The following is a 19,887-nucleotide window of genomic DNA, read 5'->3' as shown; positions in this document are numbered from 1 at the left end:
CGGTGTCCATGGTAGACGAACGGCGATCGGTTCTCCGGCGTGCGCTGCGGATCCTCGACACCTTCCAGGAAGCCGGGACCGGCCTGAGTCTCTCGGAGCTCAGTCGCCGTTCCGGGGTACCGCTGACCACGACCCACCGGATCGTGAGTGAACTGCATGAGTGGGGCGCTCTCGAACGCGACGACTCCGGCAGCTACCGGATCGGGCTGCGGCTCTGGGAAGTCGCGGCCCTCGCGCCGCGTTCGGTCGGGCTGCAACGAATCGCCCTGCCGTTCATGCAGGACCTTTACGAGACAACACATCGCGGGGTGCACCTCGCCGTGCGGGAGAAGGACGAGGTCGTTTTCGTCGAGCGGTTCGTCAGTCCCGAAACCGCTGGCGAGCGCCCGCGGGTGGGCGGCCGCTACGCCCTGCACGCCACCGCGGTCGGCTTGGTGCTGCTTGCGCACGCGCCGGTCGAACTGCAGGAGGAGGTCCTTCGTGGACCGCTGGAGTCGTTCACATCGTGGACCTATTCGAATGGGCGTGAGCTCCGGCAGGTGCTTGCCGACGTCCGGCGCGACGGCTACGCCATCAGCGATCGGCAGATCAATCCCTCGTACGTCTCGGTGGCCGCGCCCATCTACGGGCCGGGCAGCGAGATTGTCGCCTCGCTGTCGCTGATCGTGCCGCACACCGAGCCACACGGACCGAGCGTCGCGCACCTCGTCCAGGCCACCGCACGCGGGATCTCTCGCGAACTCGGTGGCCGTCCCACCCGTACTCACCCGTACTTGTCTTCCGATATCCGGAAAGGTGGCTGGTCTCTGATCCGGTGAGCACAGAGTCTCGGGTGAGCGAAGCCACAGAGTTGTGGCTGGACGGGAGAAAAACCGTGCCCACGGACTCACAGACACTGTCGTCGTTAAGCCGGAGGTCGTTCCTCAGGCGTTCCGCCTTCACCATGGCCGCTGCCGCGGCTGGTCCGGCACTGCTGACCGCGTGCGGCTCGGACGCCGCCGGGTCCGCGGACGGCCAGAAGGTCACGTTCCTGAGCTATCTGCCGCTGGAGACCCTGTCACTGGCGCCCGAACTGCTCGCGGTCGCCGGGGGCCACTTCGCCCGCCACGGGCTCGACGTGACGTTGCAACCAGTGAAAGGTTCGCCCCAGGCGATGCAGACGCTGCTGGCGGGCAGCGGGATCGTCACCCGGCTCGGCCAGATCGACGTGATGACCGCGGTCGCCGAGACCGGCCAGCCGTTCGTCGACATCGGCACCCTCACCCGGGGCTCGTCGTTGCGCTTCGTCTACAGCAAGCGCAATCGGACGCTGGCCAAACCTGAGGACTTCATCGGCCAGACGATGGGAGTCCCGTCGGAGGGTGGGACGAGTGACAAGGTCGTCTCACTCGTGCTGGCCAACGCCGGGATCGACCCCAAACAGACCAAGCGTCAGGTCGTCGGGCTCACGCCAGGAACGTTCAACCTGGTCCAGCAGGGCCGTATCGCCGGTTACGTGGTCAGCATCGACACGGCCAACGCGGTGCTGGCTCAGAACGACGACGCCGGTGTCTATGACCCCGGCCAGATCGTGAAATCGGATTCCCAGGTCTACGTCGCCACCAAGGACGGCATCCAGAAGAACGCGGAGACCCTCAAGGCCTTCATGGCCGGGATCAAGGACGCGGTGGCCGCGATGGTGGCCGACAACGCACTCGACGACACCATCAAACAACTGCGCAGCAAGTACCACTTCGGCACGCTCGATGACGACAAGGTCGCCAAGGCGAGCCTGACGACGATGCGTGACCTCTGGACCGGTGCCGACGCGAGCAAGCCGTTGCTCGTCACCGACAAGACGGCGTGGACGGCCGGATACACCGAGCTCACCACCGCGGGTCTGGCCAAGACCGGGGGCGACGCCGCGAGCTGGATCGACAACAGCCTGCTGCCGGGAAGGCCCTCATGACGGCTCGCGATATCGGCACGCTCGCACAGACCTCGAATTCCGCTGCCGTCCCGGCCGCCAAGCTCGAACTTCGCGGCGTCGGCAAGCAGTTCCACACCAAGCGGGCCCATACCCAGGCCCTGTCCGGCATCGACCTGACCATCAGCGACGGCGAGTTCGTATCGGTGATCGGCCGGTCGGGCTGCGGCAAGACCACGCTGCTGCGGATGCTGGCCGGTCTGGTCAACCCGTCGCAAGGCCAGATCCTCGTCGAGGGCCGGTCGCTCTGGAACGCCTCCACAGTGGACTCGTCCGTGATGTCCCAGCTGGGCGTGGTTTTCCAGGAGGCGAACCTGTTCCCGTGGTACTCCGTCGCCGACAACATCGCCCTGCCGATGAAGTTGCGCGGCGACGGCAAACAGGAGCGGATGGACCGGGTGCACGAGCTCGCCGACCTCGTCGGCCTGTCGGGATTCGAGAAGTCCTACCCGCGGGAGCTGTCGGGCGGCATGCGCCAGCGGGTCGCGATCGCCCGCGCGTTGAGCACCAGGCCGAAGCTGTTGCTGATGGATGAGCCGTTCGGGGCGCTGGACGCGCTGACCAGGGAACGGATGAACCTCGAACTGCAGCGCATCGCGCTGGCCACCAACGCGACCGTCGTCTTCGTCACCCACGACATCACCGAGGCGGTCTTCCTGGGTGACCGGGTGGTGCACCTGACACCGCGACCGGGCCGGATCCACCGGATCTCGGCAGTGGACTTCGAGCGGCCACGCGACATCGACGTGCAGACCGAGCCTGGATTCGGCGCCATCGTCCGCGACCTGCGGCATGCGCTCGACGAGGAGGAGTAGACCATGTCCAGGAAACTTCTTCCCTGGCTCACCACACCGCTGATCCTGCTGGTGTTCTTCGTCGCCTGGGACGTGTTCGTCCGCGTGTTCGACATCTCCGAACTCGTGCTGCCGCCGCCGCTCACCGTGCTGAAGAGCCTCGTCGAGGTGGTAGGGGATCCGGAGACGTGGGAGCACGCCCAGGTCACCGCCATGGAGACGATCAGCGGGTTCCTGATCGCGGTCGTGTGCGGCGTCGCGGTGGGGGTCGTGCTGGGCAAGGTGCCGTGGCTGGAGCGCACCCTGCGGCCGCTCATCGTCGCCTCCCAGGTCGTGCCCAAGGTGGCGCTGATCCCGCTGTTCGTGATCTGGTTCGGCTTCGGGATGACCTCCAAGGTGATCATGTCCGCGATGCTCGCGTTCTTCCCGATCATGCTCAACGTGCAGCTGGGCGTGCGTTCGGTGGAGGCCGGTCAGCGGGACGTGATGAAGAGCCTCAACGCGAGCCGCTGGCAGACGTTCAAGCACGTCGAGCTCAAGAGCACGATGCCGTACGTCTTCGCCGGCATGGAGGTCGGCATCGTCTTCGCGATCATCGGCACGATCGTCGGCGAGTACCTCGGCGGCAGCGAGGGACTGGGATACCTCGTGGTGCGCACGCTCAACGACCTGGACGCGCCCGCGCTGTTCGCGGTGATCATCCTGCTGTCGGTGCTCGGGCTGGTGCTGTATTTCATCGTCAACGGTCTCAAGCGGTTCTTCATCCCCTGGCACGAGTCGGTCTACAGCCAGGACGTGAGCCGATGAGCCCGCTGCGCAGCAATTTCCCGGTCGGCAGCCCGCGCTGGGCCACCAGGCGTACGCAGTGGCACGCGCTCGGGCTCACCGACGACGACCTCGCCAAGCCCAAGATCGCGATCGTGAACTCGTCGTCCGGCCTCGCGCCGTGCTTCAGTCACCTCGACCCGATCGCCGCCGCGGTCAAGGAATCCATTGAGGCCGCGGGTGGTGTGGGTTTCGAGATCCGCACTGTCGCACCGACGGACTTCATCATGAGCGCCGGCGGGAGCGGCGGTTACGTCCTGTCCAGCCGTGACCTCGTCGCGGCCGACATCGAGGCCGTGGTCGAGGGCGCCCAGCTCGACGGCATGGTCTGTCTCGCGTCGTGTGACAAGACGACTCCCGGCCAGCTGATGGCCGCCGCCCGCATCGACGTGCCGACGTTGATCCTGGCGTGTGGCTACCAGAGCTGCGGACGGCTCGACACCGGGGAACGGGTCGACATCGAGGAGGTCTTCCTTCGGGCGGGGCAGGTCGCGTCCGGCGGTATCACCGTCGATGCCCTGTGCGACATGAGTTCCCGCGCGATCACCAGTCCTGGGGTGTGCACCGGGATGGGTACGGCGAACTCCATGCACATCGTCGCCGAAGCGCTCGGGATGACGTTGCCGGGCACGACTCCGGTACGAGCCAACAGCGAGCCCATGTGGCGGGCGGTCAGGGCGAGCGGCGCGGCGATCGTGGCCGCTGTGCTGGCGGACCGCCGGCCACGCACGATCCTGACCCCTGCCGCGTTCGAGAACGCGGTGATGTCCGTACTTGCCGTGAGCGGCTCGATCAACACGGTCAAACACCTGCAGGCGATTGCCCGTGAAGCGGGTATCGAAGCCGACGTGTACCGGGTGTTCGAGTCCTGTATGGACTTCATCAGGCCGCTGTCGGCGGTGCGCCCCAACGGTGAGGACAGCATCGAGCAGTTCGAGGACGCCGGTGGCGCACTCGCGGTACTCAAGCAACTCGGCGACGTCGTGCACGGCGAAGCGATCACAGTCACCGGGGAGACGATGGCCGAGCGGGTGGCCGGAGCCGTGGTCCACGACGAGAAGATCATCCGGCCGCTACGCGATCCGCGCGGCGGGCATCCGACCGTTGTGGTCATTCGCGGCTCGCTCGCGCCCGACTCGGCGATCGTGAAGCTTTCGGTCACCGAGCATCGCAGGCCGGTATTCACGGGCCGGGCCCGCGTTTTCACCGATGCTCCCTCGGCGATCGCCGCCATCGAAAACGCGGTGGTACGGCCGGGTGATGTGCTGGTCCTGCGTGGACTCGGCCCGGTGGGCACACCTGGCATGGGCATGGCTTCCCAGACCGTTTTCGCACTGGGTGGCGCCGGTCTGACCGAGGATGTGGCTGTGGTGACCGACGGACAGCTGTCCGGGTTGGTGAACAAGGGAATCGTCGTCGGTGAGGTGCGGCCCGAAGCAGCGCTGCCCGGCCCGCTCGGTTTGGTCGCCGACGGCGACCGGATCTCGATCGACCTGACCGCCCGCCGGGTGGATCTTCTGGTCGACGACGCCGAACTCGCCCGCCGCCGTCCCGCCGACCCGGTAGTCCATAACGGACATACCAGCTGGCTTTCGGCCTACGCCAACCAGATTGCCCGGGGGTAACTGATGCCGCACGAGCTCACCGAGCTGAAAGTCAATACTGTCCGCAAACCGCCCGGCGACCCCACCGAACACCTCACGGCCGATATCTGTGTGGTGGGAGCAGGCATCTCGGGGCTGTCGGCCGCGGTGGAGGCCCGCAGGCTGGGCCGGTCGGTGGTACTCGCCGACGCCCTGCCGGTCCTGGGTGGACAGTGCGTCAACTCGCTCATCGGGTTGTTCTGCGGGGTTTACGGCAACGGGCCGGAGTTCCGGCAGCTCACCCACGGGATCTTCGACCCGATGTTCGCCGACCTGGCCAAGACCGGGGACATTCACCTCAACCACAGCCACACCATCACCGTCAGCTACGACGAGGTCGTGCTCGGCCGGTGGATCGAGAACCTGGTGCGCTCACTGGGAATCCAGGTCGTGCTGGGCGCTTCGCTGTTGAGCGTCGAGGCGGATGACGGACACCTGCGCAGCACCACGTTCGCCACCCGGCACGGACAGGTCCGGGTACGCGCGACCGGCTTCGTCGACGCCAGCGGCGACGCCGCGCTGACCTGGGAAGCCGGCCTGGCGTGCCGGGTGCCCGAGCGCACCATCTGGGGTTCCCAGCAGATCCGGCTGGAGAACCTGCGTGAGGAGTTCAAACCCGATCCGGTCGAACTGGCGGCCAGGGTCGCGGAGAAGGCTTCGGAGTACGGTCTGGTGCGGCGCGACGGCCTGGCGTTCTTCTTCCCAGGACGTAACACCGCCGTATTGAACATGACGCACGTCGAGGCGCCACTCGAGCCGGTGCGGGCGGCTCAGGCGCAGCTCGACGGACGTGTCCAGGCCGACCTCGTCGTGGCGTTCCTGCGCAAGGAGTTCCCGAAGGCCTTCGGCGACGCGAAGGTCCGCAGCTACGGTTTCCCGGGACGGCGGCAGACCCGTTGGATCACGGCCGTCCACCAGCTGAGCACCGACGAGGTCCGATCCGGAGTCCGGTTCGACGACGCGGTCGCCCGCACTGCCTGGCCCATCGAGCTGCACGACCGGCCAGAGGGGTACGTGTGGGAGATGTACGACGCCGACCACGTGCACTACGTCCCGTTGCGCAGCCTGATTCCGATGGAGGCGCACAACCTCGTCGCGGCCGGCCGGTGTGTGGATGGCGATGCCGCGGCACTGTCCAGTGTGCGTGTGATGGGACCGTGCGCCGCGATGGGTTTCGGCGCGGCACACGCACTCGACCTGGCCGGTGCCGGCAGCGTCCAGGAGATCGACTGGTCCGAGTTGCGTACGCGTGTCCACGAGAACGTCGACAGTTAGGAATGTCCACATGAGACTATCCGACGACGAGAAGGCGATACGCGACGGAGCCGAAGGGCCTGCGGTCGCTGCCGCGATGGACCTGCTGATCCGGTACGGCGAGGCGCTCGGCGCCGAGCACCTCTGCGACACCCGCAACGTGGCCGGGACCATGACGCAGCCGTCACCGGTGAAGGCCAAGCTGGTCGGTGAAGGCGGCTGGCACAAGGCCTTCTCGGTGATCAACCTGGACAGCGACGACGAGTTCGAGATCCCGCACATGCGGGTGCCGACCTGCCAGCTGCAGCAGGGATTCGGCGAGGACGCGCTCGGGATCGCGCCGTACCCGGCGAGCATGGTCGAACTCCAGGCGGATGCCGAGTCGTTCTACGGCAGCCACGGCGTCAACATCCTTGCCACGTGCACGCCCTACCAGGTGGGCAACCTCCCGGTGCGGGGCGAGCACTGCGCCTGGATGGAGTCCTCGGCAGTGGTCTACGCCAACTCGGTGCTCGGTGCCAGGACCAACTGCGAGGGCACCGCGTCCACCGGGGCGGCCAGCCTGACCGGCAAGATCCCGTGCTGGGGCAATCACCGGACCGAGAACCGGTACGGCACCCACCTCATCGAGGCGACGGTGCCGGTCGAGGGGTTTCTCGACTGGGGCATGTTCGGCTACTTCGTCGGCGACCTCGTGCAGGAGAACCGCCCGGTGGTCACCGGGAAGCTGGCTCAGCCGGACCTGACTGACCTCAAGCACTTCGGCGCGGCGACCGCGTCCTCCGGCGGTGTGGAGATCTACCACATTCCCGGCATCACGCCCGAGGCGCCGACGATCGAGGCCGCGTTCGACGGGCCGATACCGGAGAAGGTCGGCTACGGCGCACGCGAGCGCCGGGCGATCTACGAAAAGCTGAACAGCCAAGGGGAATCCGCCGACGTCGACTTCATCCTGCTCGGCTGTCCGCACGCCTCGCTGGACCAGATCGCCCGGACAGCCCGCGCGCTGGACGGCAGGAAACTCAACAACGGCACGGAGTTGTGGATCATGACTCCACGCGCGTTGCGCACAGTGGCCGACCGCAACGGCTACACCGAGATCATCCGCAAGGCGGGCGGACGAGTGCTGACCGACTCGTGCCCGGCGATGTCGAAATCCGCGCCGGAGGGCACCCGCGTGTTCGCCACCGATTCCGCGAAACAGGCGCATTACCTGCCGGCGATCCTCGGAATCGAGGCCTGGTTCGGGACTCTGGAGGACTGCGTGGACGCGGCCGTCACCGGAACCTGGCGCGGGGAGCTGCGATGACCGTCGAAATCAGGGACATAAGAGGACGCGGCGTCGTCCCGGGACGTGCTGAGGGTGAGGCCCTGGTGTCACACCAGACCATCTCGGGCTGGGGTGGCATCGATCCGGCCACCGGCACGATCATCGAGCGCCGGCACGAGCTGTTCGGGGTCTGTTTCACCGGGAAGGTCCTGGTGTTCCCGGGCGCCAAGGGCTCGTCGGGATGGTCGGGATTCTTCCAGGCCACCCGGCTGCTCGGCACCGCACCGCTGGCGATGGTGTTCACCACGTTGTCGACGAAGTCCGCACTGGGCGCGGTGGTCACCCGAGTCCCGACCATCTCCGAGCTGGCCGAAGATCCGGTGGAGATCATCCACACCGGAGACCGCGTGATCGTCGACGCGGACCACGGCATCGTGACCGTGCACAGCACCAGTCTCAGTCCGTCAGCCGGCCGACGGCCGGCTTGAGGGTCTGGGCGCACCACTGCTCGAAGGTGGTGCGGGAGGTGGTGTCCGGTGTACGGATGACATCGCTGTCGAGACCGTTGTCCTTGGCCCGCTTCATATCCACCATGCCCCGGACGAAATCCTCATTCAGGCCGTAGCCGACGAGGGCGGTGCGCAGGTCTTCGAGGGATTCGCGTTCGTAGCGGATCGGGCGGCCGAACTGTTCGGTCATGATGCGCGCCAAGTCGTTGGGAGACAGATCCTGCGGCCCGAGGACAGGCACGCGAGGGCCCGGTAGGCGACGCCGGTGGAGGCGATGAGATCGTCCATGGCAAGAGAAGCGGTGACGAGCCCGGCGCGGTCGCCTACCGGAGTTCCGCGGCCGAGCGCGGAAACGCCCACGACGTGGACAACGAGTGCCTTGACGGGCAGGACCTGTGAAGCCGCAGTAGGCATCTTCCGGAGTCCGGGAGGCATCCTGGGGTACGAGCCAGAAGACGGCGTCCGCGCCCTCGAACGCCCGGTCAACGACGTCGGCATCGCCGTGCGGGCCGGTGACCACCTGGCAGCCAGGCGGCGTCGCGCACGACCACCGCCCGCAGCCTCTCGCCGAGCAGAGCGTCACCCGCGCCGCCGCCCGCCTGCACACCTCCCCCGCCGCGATGAGCCGCACCACGCTCGTCTCCGCCGCCTCCTGCAGGACCCACTCCTGGTGCGCGCCGGACAGACCATGGTCCCCACACGCCGTGCCCAGGCCCTGCGTGTCGAAGCCGCCACAGTGGTACGTCGCCTCGAAGCACTGCTCACGCCCGGCAGCGGCGTCGATCCGGCCGCCTTACGCCGGACGTTCACCCTCCAGGCCAGCCAACATCATCGGCGCGGCGCTGGCTCCCGGGCTGCTGCGACTGGCCCGGCAAGAGGCGCCCGGGGTGTCCTTGCGGTTGCGGGCCGAGGAACTGGAGGCCGGACCGGCCCTCCGCGACGGCCGCGTCGACCTGGAGATCGGATCCATCGACCACGTCGACCCCGAAACCCACGTCGAGCAGCTGGTCACCCTCCGGATAGTGGCGGCCGTCCGCCCCGGCCACCCCCTCACCGAAGGACCTCTGGCCCTCTCCCGGCTCGCCGCCGCCGAACACGTCGCGGTCAGTCGCCGCGGCCGGTTCACCGGCCCCCTCGACACCGCCCACGAGGGCTTCACCCGATGGCCGCGAAAATCGACGCTGGCCACTGTGATGCTGGCACAATCGGCTGGTTTCGTTGGCTTGGCGAGGGGAGCCACGATGCCGCGTCCGGAGCGGCCGCTTGAGCAGAGCGATGACGTCCTTGTCCAGTTCGCCGCCGATTTACGCCAATTGCGTCAGCAGTCCGGCGGTGTCGCATACCGGGTCCTGGCCCGGCGTGCGCACTATTCGGCCGGTGCCTTGTCCGAGGCCGCTGCGGGACGGAAATTGCCCAGCCTTGCGGTGACGCTGGCCTATGTCGCCGCGTGCGGCGGGAACCGGGACGAATGGGCCGCTCGGTGGCACCAGGTGTCGTCCGGCCTGGCAGACACTCCGGAGAACCCCGACGACAGCGCAACGAGCCCGTATGCCGGCCTGGCCGCTTTCCAGACCACGGACGCCGATCGGTTCTTCGGCCGGGAGCAGCTGGTCAGCGAATTGTTGTCCAGAGTGGACAACCAGCGGGTGGTGGCCGTGTTCGGCCCGTCGGGCAGCGGGAAGTCGTCCCTGCTGCGCGCGGGCCTGGCACATGAACTGGCCGAATCGGGCACTACCGAGGTCGTGCTGTTCACCCCGGGCAGCCGTCCCCTCGAGGAATGCGCGATCCGGCTGGCCGCGAAGCTCGGGATCGAGGCGGACCTGACGCAGGGCGCCATGTGGCTGTGGGTGGCCGTCCGCCAGGCGCTCGCCGCCCAGCCCGCGGACTACGACCTCGTGCTGGTGGTGGACCAGTTCGAGGAGATCTTCACGCTGTGCTCGCAACAGTCCGAGCGCACCTCGTTCATCGATGCCCTGCTCACACTGGCACACCACCCGGACGAGCGGACGCGGGTGGTCCTCGGCGTACGCGCGGACTTCTACCATCGCTGCGCCGAACACCCTGTGATGGTCTCGGTCCTGCGTGATGCCGGACAGCTGCTGGTCGGTCCGATGACAGCGGACGAACTGGTTCGCGCGATCGTCCAACCCGCGGCTGCGGCAAGGTTGATGGTCGACCGCGCGCTGGTCGCCACCATCGTCGACCACGCCGCTGGGCAGCCCGGCGCGTTGCCGTTCGTGTCGCACGCATTGTGGGAGACGTGGCGCCGCCGGCGTGGAAGCACCCTTTCGCTGGGCGCCTACCAAGCCGCCGGGGAACTGCACGGGGCGATCGCCCAGTCCGCGGAATCGGTGTACCAGCAGTTCGACGAGTCGCAACGGCAGATCGCCCGGCATGTCCTGTCACGCTTGACCGCGGTCGGCGACGGCACCGAGGACACCCGGAGGCGGGCAGGACGGGCCGAACTGGGCGACGATTCCGCGACCTCCGCAGTCGTGGACGCCCTGGCACGCAAACGGCTACTGACCGTCGACGCGGACACCGTCGAGATCGCACACGACGCCCTGATCAGATACTGGCCCCGGTTTCGGGAGTGGCTCACCGAGAACCGTGAGGACCTGCGCACACATCGCCATCTCACGGAGGCCACCGCCGCCTGGGATGCCCTCCACCAGGACCCGGGCGCGCTGTATCGCGGCGCGCGGCTTGCCATCGCCCAGGAATGGGCCGAACGCAACGCCCCGGCGATGCTCGCGCGTGAGCAGGAGTTTCTCGACACCAGTCTGGCCGCGGCAAAGCAGGAGCGGCAGGTCACGCAGCGCCGGGTGCGTCAGCTGAGATGGCTGGCCATCGGACTTGCCGCGCTGCTCGTGGTCTGTGCCGGGGATCACGGTCATCGCGATCCAGCAGCGGGAGAACGCCGACCGCCAGCAGAACATCGCACTGTCACGGCAGTTGGCCGTCAACGCCCAGCAGATCGCGATCCAGGACATCGGCCAGGCCATGCGGCTGAGCCTCGACGCCTACGCCAAGGCCCCGACGACGGAAGCCCGCAGCAGTCTGCTCAGCGTCGCTTCCCGTCCCACCCACCGGTTACGGATCCCGTTGCCGTCGTTCACCAACGGACGAATCGCGCTGAGCCGCGACGGGCGGCTACTTGCCGCGGTCACCAACTGTTGCGGTAGCCGCTCGACATTGAATGTCGTGATCTGGGACATCCAGAACGGCGCGCGCCCGCTGGAACTGGCCGGTTCCGGCTCGGCGGCTCAGGAAATCGTCACGACAGTGGAGTTCAGTCCGGACGGCAAACAGTTCGCGACCGGTACGTCCGACGGAACCATCCGGCTGTGGGACCTGCCGAGCGGGACTCTTCGGGGCAAGATCGCCGCGCACGTGGGCATGGTCGGTGCGCTGACCTACTCACCGGACGGATCCCGGATCGCTTCCCTGGGCCGCGAAGATCACCTCGTCGGACTCTGGAACACCACCGACCACCGGCAGGTCATGTCCTGGCAGCACGGCGGCCCCAGGGCCGGCCTCACCTTCAGCCCTGACGGGCGCGTCCTGGCCTGTTCCGGTGAGAACGACAACTTGTTCCTGTGGGATGTGACCACCGGTGCCGCGCTGCCTCTGGGCCTGCACGGCGCCGAGGCAGTGGATTACAGTCCGGACGGCAAGACGATCGCCACAGTCAACGCCGAGGGCCACTTGGCGATATGGGACCTGGTCACCGCAACCCGCAGGCCCACCCCTGAAATCGGCCGGCGTATCAACGACGTCGCCTACACCTCTGACGGCCAGGCCGTGGTCAGCGTCGACACCAACGGCGCCGTCCGGCTCACCGATGTCGCGCGGGGAATCACCCTGACAGAAATAGCCACTGGTGAATCCAACGGGCTGCACACCGTCACGACCGCGGCCGACGGAACCATCGCAGCGGCTGGTGAAACGGCCGCGTTGCTGTGGAAACCGGCAGAACTGCCCTATATCGGCGGGGAGGTCAGCACTGATCTCACGTTCGGCCCCAACGGCCGCTCCATTCTGGCCACCGGCCAGTTCCACACTCTCGTGAGCTGGGACGTCGCCAAGCCCGCGCAACCGATCGTCGAGATCGCCAATGCGGACCCCAACGCGGATTCCCATCAGGTCTTCAGCCCGGACGGTGCCCGCCTGGCCCGAATGACGCCCAACGGGCAGGTCGTGGTCTACGACGTGGCGTCGGGAACCCATATCGCTGAACTGAACGTCAAGGCCGGGTTTCTGCAGCCGATGGCCTTCAGTCCTGATGGCCGTCTGCTCGCCATCGGCGGCGGGTCCACTGTCGTCTGGGACATCGGCCGCAGGCATCCCGTGACAGAACTGGGCAGCTCGTTCAGCCGCGGACTCATGTTCAGCCCTGACGGACGCCAGCTGGCGATCACCGGAAACGAGGCGGTCACCGTCTGGGACGTCGTCACGAACGGGGTCGTCGGCAGCCTGCGCCACAACGCCGTTGCTGTCGCATACAGCGCCGACAGGACCAGGCTCGCCACAACCGGTATCGACGGCACAGTCAAGATCTGGGACGCCCGGACCCTCGATCACCTCGCTGACCTGACCGGTCGTCAGGGGCGTCTGCGCGCGGCCACGTTCCGCCCGGACGGAAGACTGCTCGCCACCATCGGCGAGACGGACCCGGACATCATCCTGTGGGACACAGCGACCTGGTCCGCCTGGGCGACGCTCAAGGGCCACTCGCTCCCGGTCAACGCCGCGACATGGGGCCGGGACGGGGTAACGCTGGCGACAGCCAGCAAAGACCGCACGATCGCCACCTGGTACACCGACACCGACCAGGCGACACAACACATCTGCCACACTGTCGCGCTCCACAGTGACAACGGCAAACCCGCGTCCTGCTGACCGTTGTTCAGCATTGATTGTTCTGCGCGCGCTCCCGAGATTGAACAACCCATCAGGTCTACAACTTGAAGGGTCGGCCTGCCACCTCGATGCGATCGGGCGGCGACACCGGAACTTGGGGGTGCGGGTGTCGCACATCGAATCGGCAGGCCGGGCCGGGGGAGGAAAAGGTGTGGCCGCCCAAGCCACGGCCGGCGGCCACACCTGGAAAAAGGAGCACGGCCTGTCCTTACAGCTTCACGACCAGCGAGATCCAGAACAAGCCGACCGCGCGGGCTTCCTCCCAGGCGAACTTGCGGTTGGACCGGGTGCCCGAGCTGGGGTCGTCGATGGTGACGACGTCGTCGTCGATCGCTTCCAGCCGCATCCAGTGGTTCCACTGCCCCACTGCCACCGGGCGGCCGGCGTTCAGGATCGGCACGAACGTGTCCATGGCCCACTTCTTGTAGCCCTCCAGCTCGATGTCCTCGGCCCGGACAGTCCGGCCGCGTACCACCGCGTCCTTGGCGTCATACGCGCGTCCGGCCTCGACTACCGAGGCGTCGTCGGGTTGGCCGCCACGAGCTGCGGCCTCGCGACGGTCGATCCTGTCCCAGATGCCTCCTGCTCCCAGGGTGTTCGCCGCGCCGATGGCAGACAGTTCGGTTCCCCGGTCGTGGGACTTGGTCTCGGCGCTCACGCCGAAACCGCGGAACAGGGCCTGCAGTACCGGGTAGCCGTCGTCGACCCAGCTGATCGCCTCGATGCGGGCGGCGTTGATCTGCTCATCGGTGGGGTTGGCGACCTTGCCGAGTTTCTCGGCCACCGCGACGAGTTGCATGAAGTCCGCGAGCCTGCTGAAGTCCATCTGCTTGTGGTAGCTCGACTCGATGTCACCGGTCGCCCAGGTCTTGATGGCCGCGAGTGTGCCGTACGGGTCCGTGTAGTCGGCCGCGCTCTTGCCCAGCTGCTCAAGACACATGGACGCCACGGTGAGGTTGCACGTCAGTTTCGGGGCGTTACCGATGATCTTCTCGTTGTAGCCCTGTGAGTAGAACGGCGCGACCGCGTTGAGGCGCCGGAAGTACTCAGCCTTCTTGGCCGGGTCCGTGACTGTCTCGACCATCGCGCGTGCCGCCGCGATCCCGCTGACAAGCTGCTTGCGAACGCTGTTGGTCTCCTCGTCGTTGGAGCTGTTCGTCGTGGGTTTGGCCGACAGCTCCTCAAGTCTCCGGAGTTGTTCCTCGATCCCGGCAGGAGCCGCCGCGGTATCGGGCTGCGGATCGCCCCACGGGTTCGCCTTGCCACTGCTCTTGGGCTGATGCTCCTTGAGCGCCTTGAATGTCCGGCCACCGGGATCGATCCGCCCGTCGGGCTTCGACCACTTCAGGACCTCGCGCTGAAACTGGGTGATCTCCGCGTCGATGTCCAGGCCCACGTATCCCGCCATCAACAGCATCCGCGTCACGATCGCCACGTCCCGGGGATCGTTGACGCCGTCGACACCCACGGAGCCCTCCAGCTCCTGCCCGCTCAGAAACCCTGTCACAGTGTGAAAAACGGTTCCCAGCTCGGACATCTGCGCGACAATCCGCGGCTGGGCAGCGGCCATGCGGACCACAGCCTGGTTGCCCGCAGCGGAAAGCACCGACGACGGCAATCCGCCGACCGTCCGTGATGTGCCCGAATCCGCCTGCTCAGCCCGCTTGTCGACCTGCCACATGAGCCGACTCTGCCGATCCGGATTGCAGAATCATTGCAGTCCCGGCTCCACAACTTGTGCGCGCCACCAGACCAGCCTGGTTCGAAAGTTTCGAAGCACCATGACCACCCGTGACCGCTTGACCTCGATGGCCGACCGGTTCTACGTTCGAAGAACGCTGGCCGCATCACGCTGTCGAAAGTTTCGGTCCCTGTTGTCATGGATCGGGAGGCGCACCCATGGGCAGAACGTCGTCGGTTGTCGTGGGAGCACTTACGATCGGCGTTCTGCTCATGGCGTCCGTCATCGGCGAAACGGAGCCATCAGGCAGCATGGACACCGAATCGGGCGCGGGCCGGTGGGTCAACACGTGGACGGCCATGCCGCAGCTGACCGAGCCCGGCAACATGCCGCCTCCGCCGTTCACCGCGGACAACCTGGTCCTGGCCGACAGCACGTTGCGGCAGACCCTCCGGGTGTCGGTCGGCGGGCAGGTGGCGAGGTTGCGTTTCTCCAACGCATTCGGGGGCGCGACGTTGCCGATCACCGGCGTGTCAGTGGCACTGCCGGCCGACGGGAAGGCCGGCGTCAGTGCGATCCAGCCCGGCACCGAGCGGCCGGTGACGTTCCAGGGAATGTCCTCTGTGGACGTTCCGGTCGGGGCGCAGGTGGTGTCGGATCCGATCGCCCTCGCGCTGCCCGCGCGAACGAACCTGACGGTGACGATCTACCTTGCCAAGGGCCAGGCGTCCAACAACATCACTTCACATCCCGGCTCCCGGACCACCTCGTATCTGTTGTCCGGCAACCACATCGACGCCGAAGACCTGCCCGGCGCGACCATCACCAATCACTGGTACTTCCTCAGCGGAGTCGAAGTGATGACCAGACAGTCCACTGGCGGTGTGGTCATGCTGGGCGACTCGTTGACCGATGGTCGCGGCTCCACGACCAACATGAACGACCGCTGGCCGGACCAACTGCTGGACCGGTTGCAGTCCCACCCACGCACAGCAGGGATCGCGGTGCTGAACCAGGCCGCGGGCGGCAACCGGGTACTCAACGACGGCCTTGGCCCAAGCGCCCTGGCCCGGCTCGATCGCGATGTCCTGGCGCAGAGCGGGGTCAAGTGGCTCATCGTGTTCGAAGGCGTCAATGACATCGGCACGGCCCAAGCCGCAGAAGGGCCGCAACGCGAAGTCGCGGAAGACCTGATCGCCGCCTACGAGCAGATCATCATCCGTGCCCATGCCCACGACATCCGGGTCTACGGCGCGACCTTGCTGCCATTCGGCGGGAACAGCGCTTACGACGACGCAGCCGGACACCGCGAAGCGGCCCGCCAGACAGTCAACCGGTGGATCCGAACCAGCCGGAAGTTCGACACCGTCATCGATTTCGACGCCGTGACCCGTGATCCCGCCGACCCCAAGCGACTGCTGCCCAGCGTCGACGGAGGGGACCACCTGCACCTGAACCCGTTCGGGTACAAGGTGCTGGCCGATGCCGTCCCCGCCTCGCTGCTGCGTTAGAGATCCCAACGAGTGGAGGAACCTGCGATGCGTGTGCGGTCAGGCGCGCTGTTCGTGGCATGCATAGTGCTCGCCGGGTTGCTGACAACCGTCCAGCCCGCGGTCGCCGCGCAGTCAGATAGCAGCTACGACGGCTCAAGTATGTGGCTGCGCTATGTACCGGTCGGCGACCCGGGTCTCCTCGCCGAATACCGGCGATCGATCAGCACAATCGTCGTGGAGAACTCCGATCGCGAGAAGGTGCACCGCCACACGCCGAACCTGAGCATGGCACCGGGTTCGGCCGAGAACCTGATGGAATCCACCTTGGCAGCGGCCAGAAACGAACTGACCAGAGGACTTGGCGGACTGCTGGACAAAGCCGTACCGGTGGAGACCAGCCCGCGCGATGGCGCCGTGATCGTAGGAACCCGGGACAGTTCGCCAATTGTGAGCCGGTACATCTCCGCCCGCGATCTGGCCTCGATCGGCAAGGACGGCTACCTCATCCGTTCGGTCTCCCAGGGAACCGTCATCGCCGGTAACACCGACATCGGCGCCTTGTACGGCACATTCGCCTTCCTGCGACTCCTCCAGACGCACAAGCCCATCACCGGTCTGGCCATCGCGGAGACGCCCAAGATCAAGCGCCGCCACCTGAACTACTGGGAAACCGAACGCCTCTACGCCGGCAACAACCCCGCCGGGACTGGTGGACTGAATGGTGAGAACGGCGCGATCTTCAACTTCGCCGCGACAGGCGCCAGCGCCGGGAAGAACCTGCCGGTCATCCTCGACCGCTACATCGTGGCAGCGCGCGCAATGGCGTCCGTAGGGATCAACGGCATCACAATCAACAATGTCAACGCCAACGCCGCCTACCTCACGCCGGCGTACATCGAGCAGGAAGCGGCACTCGCCGACGCGTTGCGCCCCTACGGAATCAAGCTCGCTGTGTCCATCAACTACGCCTCTCCAACGGATGCCAGGTTCGCGCCGGACACGTTGACCAACCAGCAACTGAACCCGTACGGCGCGGCATTCCAGTCGTGGTGGAACCGCAGAGCGCGGCAGTTGCAGGCCGCGATCCCCGATTTCATCGGATTCACCGTGAAGGCCAACTCCGAGGGACAGCCCGGACCCCAGGACTTCGGCTACGACCACGGGGACGGCGCCAACGGAGTCGCGGCGGCAGTCGCACCGCTGGGCATGACGATCTTCTGGCGCACCTTCGTCTACAACGCCAATGTGGACAACGACCGGCTGAAGCGGCCATATCTCGAATTCGGCCACATCGACGACGAACTCCAGCCGGACGGAACGCGCGGCAGATTCGCCGGCAACGTCTTCCTGCAGACCAAGAACGGCCCACTCGACTTCCAGGCCAGGGAACCGATCCACCCGATGTTCGGCCGCATGGAGAACACCAACCAGGCAATCGAACTACAGGTCACCCAGGAGTACACCGGCCAGAGCACAATGCTCTCCTACCTGGCCCCGATGTGGGAGGAGGTCCTGAAGACCGACACCCACGGCGCCGGTCTGGTGGGCAACGTGGTGGATGGGACAACTCATGGCCAGTCCGACACCGCGATCGTGGGCGTGGCCAACCTCGGCAACGCGGACAACCTGACCGGGCACCACTTCTCTCAGGCAAACCTGTTCGCATTCGGCCGGCAGGCATGGAACTGGACACTGGACGCCGAGGACATCGCCGACGACTGGGTCCGGATGACCTGGAGCAACAACCGGCAACCAGTACACACCATCGTGAAGATGATGATGGGCTCCCGGGAAGCGCTCGTGAACTACCAGACCCCACTAGGTGTCGCCCACCAGTTCAGATCCAGCGACCACTACGGCCCCAATCCGGCCCAGTGGTTCATCAAGGACGACTGGAGCCCGGTCTACTACAACAAGGCCGACAGCGCCGGCCTGGGCTATGACCGCTCAGCAACGGGAAGCAACTTCGTCGCCCAGTACTTCCCTGCTCTGGCGACGAAGTACGGCAACATCGACACCGTCCCGGAAAACCTGATGATGTGGTTCCACCACGTGCCCTGGAACCACCGAATGCGAAGCGGCCGAATCTTCTGGGATGAACTGGTGTACCGCTACCAGATGGGCGTCCAGTACGTGACCTGGATGCGCCAGACCTGGGACACCTTGCGTCCGTTCATCGACACCCGCCGTTTCTCGGAGGTCGCGGCCAAGCTCTCCGCCCAGGAAACCGACGCGGCCGACTGGCGCGACACCAGCGTGAACTACTGGAAGGAATTCAGCGGCCGGCAGATTCCCGTGGACAACGGCCCCCTGTCGATCAGGATAGTCGTCGACGGCCGGACAATCAGCGGTTTCGACCTGTCCGCCCAGTCGTACACAATCCCGGTACGCGCAGGCGCATCACCGGCAATCACCAAGGTCATCCCAGCAGATCCCAGAGTGCGACACGAAATCCTCTCACAGGACTCCAGCCGGGCTGTCATCCGCGTCACCGGCACAAGCTACTTCGGACCAATCGTCAAGGACTACGTCTTCACCAAGGTCCGAGACACCACGTTGAAGGCCATACGAATCAACGGCAGACAGCTGTCGTCCTTCTCACCGGACACACTCGCCTATCACGTTCTACTACCCGATGCGAAAGTAACAGCCACCGCCAACGACGCCGTAGCCGCCGTTCGCGTCGACCAGTCCCCCGGCCAGGCAAAAGTGACGGTCACCAACGGCGATGCGACTTCGACCTACACCGTGGACTTCGACACCCCAATCCGCGGAAGCGACGAGTTCAACGCAGCTGAACTGGGCCCACAATGGCGATGGGTCCGCCCGGATAGCTCCAAATGGCGGCTGTCCAACGGCTCACTCGTGATCACGTCGCAGACCGGTGACCTCCAGGAGAGCGCAAACACGGCCCGGAACGTGGCGTTGCAACCCGTGAACGGCGACTGGACAGCGGATTCCCGCCTCGTATTCTCGCGGCCAGTGACCAGCAACAACGAACAAGGCGGCATCATCGCCTACGCCGACGACGACAACTACGTCAAGCTGGCCTGGGAGATGAGCAACGCAACAGCCCCAATCGACAAACGCCGCGTAGCCCTCATCCGCGAACAAAACGGAGTGACAACCACCTCCCAGATCACCGGCTCCGACGCCCAGCGAATCGTCGGAACATCCGGCGCCCTCTGGCTCAGACTCACAAAGGCAGAAAACACCTACAAGGCCTACTACTCCAGCGACGGAACAACCTACAAGTTCCTAGGCGCCACCACACTGACCGCCCAACCAACAGACGCCGGCCTCATCGCCTTCAATCGCGCCGGAACAACCACAGATCTCGACGTAGCCTTCGACCATTTCCGCATCAAGAGCCAAGGCGAACGCATCCACCACAAACCACTCCAACCACTTGACAACCCACAGGAGCATCCTGGGCGAAGCCTGATCACAGTATGTACCGATAAACGGGACAACTCGGCCAAACCGGTCTGAACCGATGATCGTCCGCGTGCGTACCAACTCCCGACTG

15 protein-coding genes are annotated in these 19,887 nt (G+C 66.2%); 12 read left to right on the top strand and 3 right to left on the bottom strand.

What is annotated here, in order from left to right:
* Nucleotides 1–8: 8 nt before the first annotated feature.
* Genes JOF56_RS36110 through JOF56_RS36075 form a run of 8 tightly spaced genes read left to right on the top strand, consistent with a single transcriptional unit; the run spans nt 9 to nt 8,240 of the window.
* Nucleotides 9–818 (top strand): IclR family transcriptional regulator, encoded by an 810-nt coding sequence (locus JOF56_RS36110; protein ID WP_209643916.1) that lies wholly within the window; start codon nt 9–11, stop codon nt 816–818.
* Nucleotides 819–832: 14 nt separating this feature from the next.
* On the top strand, nt 833–1,948 hold the full coding sequence (locus JOF56_RS36105; protein WP_307855407.1) for an ABC transporter substrate-binding protein: 1,116 nt from the start codon (nt 833–835) through the stop codon (nt 1,946–1,948).
* Entirely contained in the window at nt 1,945–2,781 is an 837-nt protein-coding gene (locus JOF56_RS36100; RefSeq protein ID WP_209643915.1) for an ABC transporter ATP-binding protein, read from the top strand. Before JOF56_RS36105 ends, JOF56_RS36100 begins: the two co-directional genes overlap by 4 nt.
* Before the next feature lie 3 nt (nt 2,782–2,784).
* Nucleotides 2,785–3,567 (top strand): ABC transporter permease, encoded by a 783-nt coding sequence (locus JOF56_RS36095; protein ID WP_209643914.1) that lies wholly within the window; start codon nt 2,785–2,787, stop codon nt 3,565–3,567.
* A complete protein-coding gene (locus JOF56_RS36090) occupies nt 3,564–5,210 on the top strand; it encodes a dihydroxy-acid dehydratase (RefSeq protein WP_209643913.1) in 1,647 nt (548 codons plus the stop codon). The genes JOF56_RS36095 and JOF56_RS36090 overlap by 4 nt, the downstream gene beginning before the upstream one ends.
* A 3-nt stretch (nt 5,211–5,213) precedes the next feature.
* On the top strand, nt 5,214–6,503 hold the full coding sequence (locus JOF56_RS36085) for an FAD-dependent oxidoreductase (RefSeq protein ID WP_209643912.1): 1,290 nt from the start codon (nt 5,214–5,216) through the stop codon (nt 6,501–6,503).
* A gap of 10 nt (nt 6,504–6,513) precedes the next feature.
* A complete protein-coding gene (locus JOF56_RS36080) occupies nt 6,514–7,791 on the top strand; it encodes an aconitase X (protein ID WP_209643911.1) in 1,278 nt (425 codons plus the stop codon).
* Entirely contained in the window at nt 7,788–8,240 is a 453-nt protein-coding gene (locus JOF56_RS36075) for an aconitase X swivel domain-containing protein (protein WP_245378516.1), read from the top strand. The genes JOF56_RS36080 and JOF56_RS36075 overlap by 4 nt, the downstream gene beginning before the upstream one ends.
* Here the strand turns inward: JOF56_RS36075 and JOF56_RS36070 are convergent.
* Together JOF56_RS36070 and JOF56_RS36065 are read right to left on the bottom strand one after the other, a co-directional pair.
* Nucleotides 8,209–8,451, bottom strand: a complete 243-nt coding sequence (locus JOF56_RS36070; protein ID WP_209643910.1) for a hypothetical protein — start codon at nt 8,449–8,451, stop codon at nt 8,209–8,211. The two genes, JOF56_RS36075 and JOF56_RS36070, sit on opposite strands and share 32 nt — an antisense overlap.
* Nucleotides 8,448–8,675 carry a hypothetical protein gene (locus tag JOF56_RS36065; protein ID WP_209643909.1) on the bottom strand — a complete coding sequence of 76 codons (228 nt, stop codon included), beginning with the start codon at nt 8,673–8,675 and terminating at the stop codon, nt 8,448–8,450. Before JOF56_RS36065 ends, JOF56_RS36070 begins: the two co-directional genes overlap by 4 nt.
* A 98-nt stretch (nt 8,676–8,773) precedes the next feature.
* Here JOF56_RS36065 and JOF56_RS58475 point away from each other — a divergent pair, with 98 nt between their 5' ends.
* Both JOF56_RS58475 and JOF56_RS36055 read left to right on the top strand, forming a co-directional pair.
* Nucleotides 8,774–11,446 (top strand): nSTAND1 domain-containing NTPase, encoded by a 2,673-nt coding sequence (locus JOF56_RS58475; RefSeq protein ID WP_307855406.1) that lies wholly within the window; start codon nt 8,774–8,776, stop codon nt 11,444–11,446.
* Nucleotides 11,447–11,465: 19 nt separating this feature from the next.
* Entirely contained in the window at nt 11,466–13,163 is a 1,698-nt protein-coding gene (locus JOF56_RS36055; RefSeq protein WP_209643908.1) for a WD40 repeat domain-containing protein, read from the top strand.
* Nucleotides 13,164–13,392: 229 nt separating this feature from the next.
* Here JOF56_RS36055 and JOF56_RS36050 read toward each other — a convergent pair whose 3' ends face one another.
* Complete coding sequence (locus tag JOF56_RS36050) at nt 13,393–14,865, bottom strand: hypothetical protein (protein WP_209643907.1); 1,473 nt, start codon at nt 14,863–14,865, stop codon at nt 13,393–13,395.
* A gap of 218 nt (nt 14,866–15,083) precedes the next feature.
* Between JOF56_RS36050 and JOF56_RS36045 the strand changes: the two genes are divergently transcribed.
* Nucleotides 15,084–16,376 carry an SGNH/GDSL hydrolase family protein gene (locus tag JOF56_RS36045; protein WP_245378515.1) on the top strand — a complete coding sequence of 431 codons (1,293 nt, stop codon included), beginning with the start codon at nt 15,084–15,086 and terminating at the stop codon, nt 16,374–16,376.
* 27 nt (nt 16,377–16,403) lie between these two features.
* On the top strand, nt 16,404–19,850 hold the full coding sequence (locus tag JOF56_RS36040) for an alpha-glucuronidase family glycosyl hydrolase (RefSeq protein WP_209643906.1): 3,447 nt from the start codon (nt 16,404–16,406) through the stop codon (nt 19,848–19,850).
* The last annotated feature ends 37 nt before the right edge of the window (nt 19,851–19,887 follow it).

It is taken from the genome of Kibdelosporangium banguiense, from assembly GCF_017876405.1.
In the GTDB taxonomy this organism is placed as follows: Bacteria; Actinomycetota; Actinomycetes; order Mycobacteriales; family Pseudonocardiaceae; genus Kibdelosporangium; species Kibdelosporangium banguiense.
The sequence above is the reverse complement of the archived record's forward strand: the minus strand, read 5'-3'. Positions and strand labels throughout refer to the sequence as shown.

Excerpts from the sequence above, each read along its gene's own strand:
- JOF56_RS36110 (WP_209643916.1), top strand. The coding sequence starts at position 9 with ATGGTAGACGAACGGCGATCGGTTCTCCGGCGTGCGCTGCGGATCCTC.
- JOF56_RS36100 (WP_209643915.1), top strand. The coding sequence starts at position 1,945 with ATGACGGCTCGCGATATCGGCACGCTCGCACAGACCTCGAATTCCGCT.
- JOF56_RS36095 (WP_209643914.1), top strand. The coding sequence starts at position 2,785 with ATGTCCAGGAAACTTCTTCCCTGGCTCACCACACCGCTGATCCTGCTG.
- JOF56_RS36090 (WP_209643913.1), top strand. The coding sequence starts at position 3,564 with ATGAGCCCGCTGCGCAGCAATTTCCCGGTCGGCAGCCCGCGCTGGGCC.
- JOF56_RS36085 (WP_209643912.1), top strand. The coding sequence starts at position 5,214 with ATGCCGCACGAGCTCACCGAGCTGAAAGTCAATACTGTCCGCAAACCG.
- JOF56_RS36080 (WP_209643911.1), top strand. The coding sequence starts at position 6,514 with ATGAGACTATCCGACGACGAGAAGGCGATACGCGACGGAGCCGAAGGG.
- JOF56_RS36075 (WP_245378516.1), top strand. The coding sequence starts at position 7,788 with ATGACCGTCGAAATCAGGGACATAAGAGGACGCGGCGTCGTCCCGGGA.
- JOF56_RS36070 (WP_209643910.1), bottom strand. The coding sequence starts at position 8,451 with ATGACCGAACAGTTCGGCCGCCCGATCCGCTACGAACGCGAATCCCTC.
- JOF56_RS36065 (WP_209643909.1), bottom strand. The coding sequence starts at position 8,675 with ATGCCTACTGCGGCTTCACAGGTCCTGCCCGTCAAGGCACTCGTTGTC.
- JOF56_RS36050 (WP_209643907.1), bottom strand. The coding sequence starts at position 14,865 with ATGTGGCAGGTCGACAAGCGGGCTGAGCAGGCGGATTCGGGCACATCA.
- JOF56_RS36045 (WP_245378515.1), top strand. The coding sequence starts at position 15,084 with ATGGGCAGAACGTCGTCGGTTGTCGTGGGAGCACTTACGATCGGCGTT.
- JOF56_RS36040 (WP_209643906.1), top strand. The coding sequence starts at position 16,404 with ATGCGTGTGCGGTCAGGCGCGCTGTTCGTGGCATGCATAGTGCTCGCC.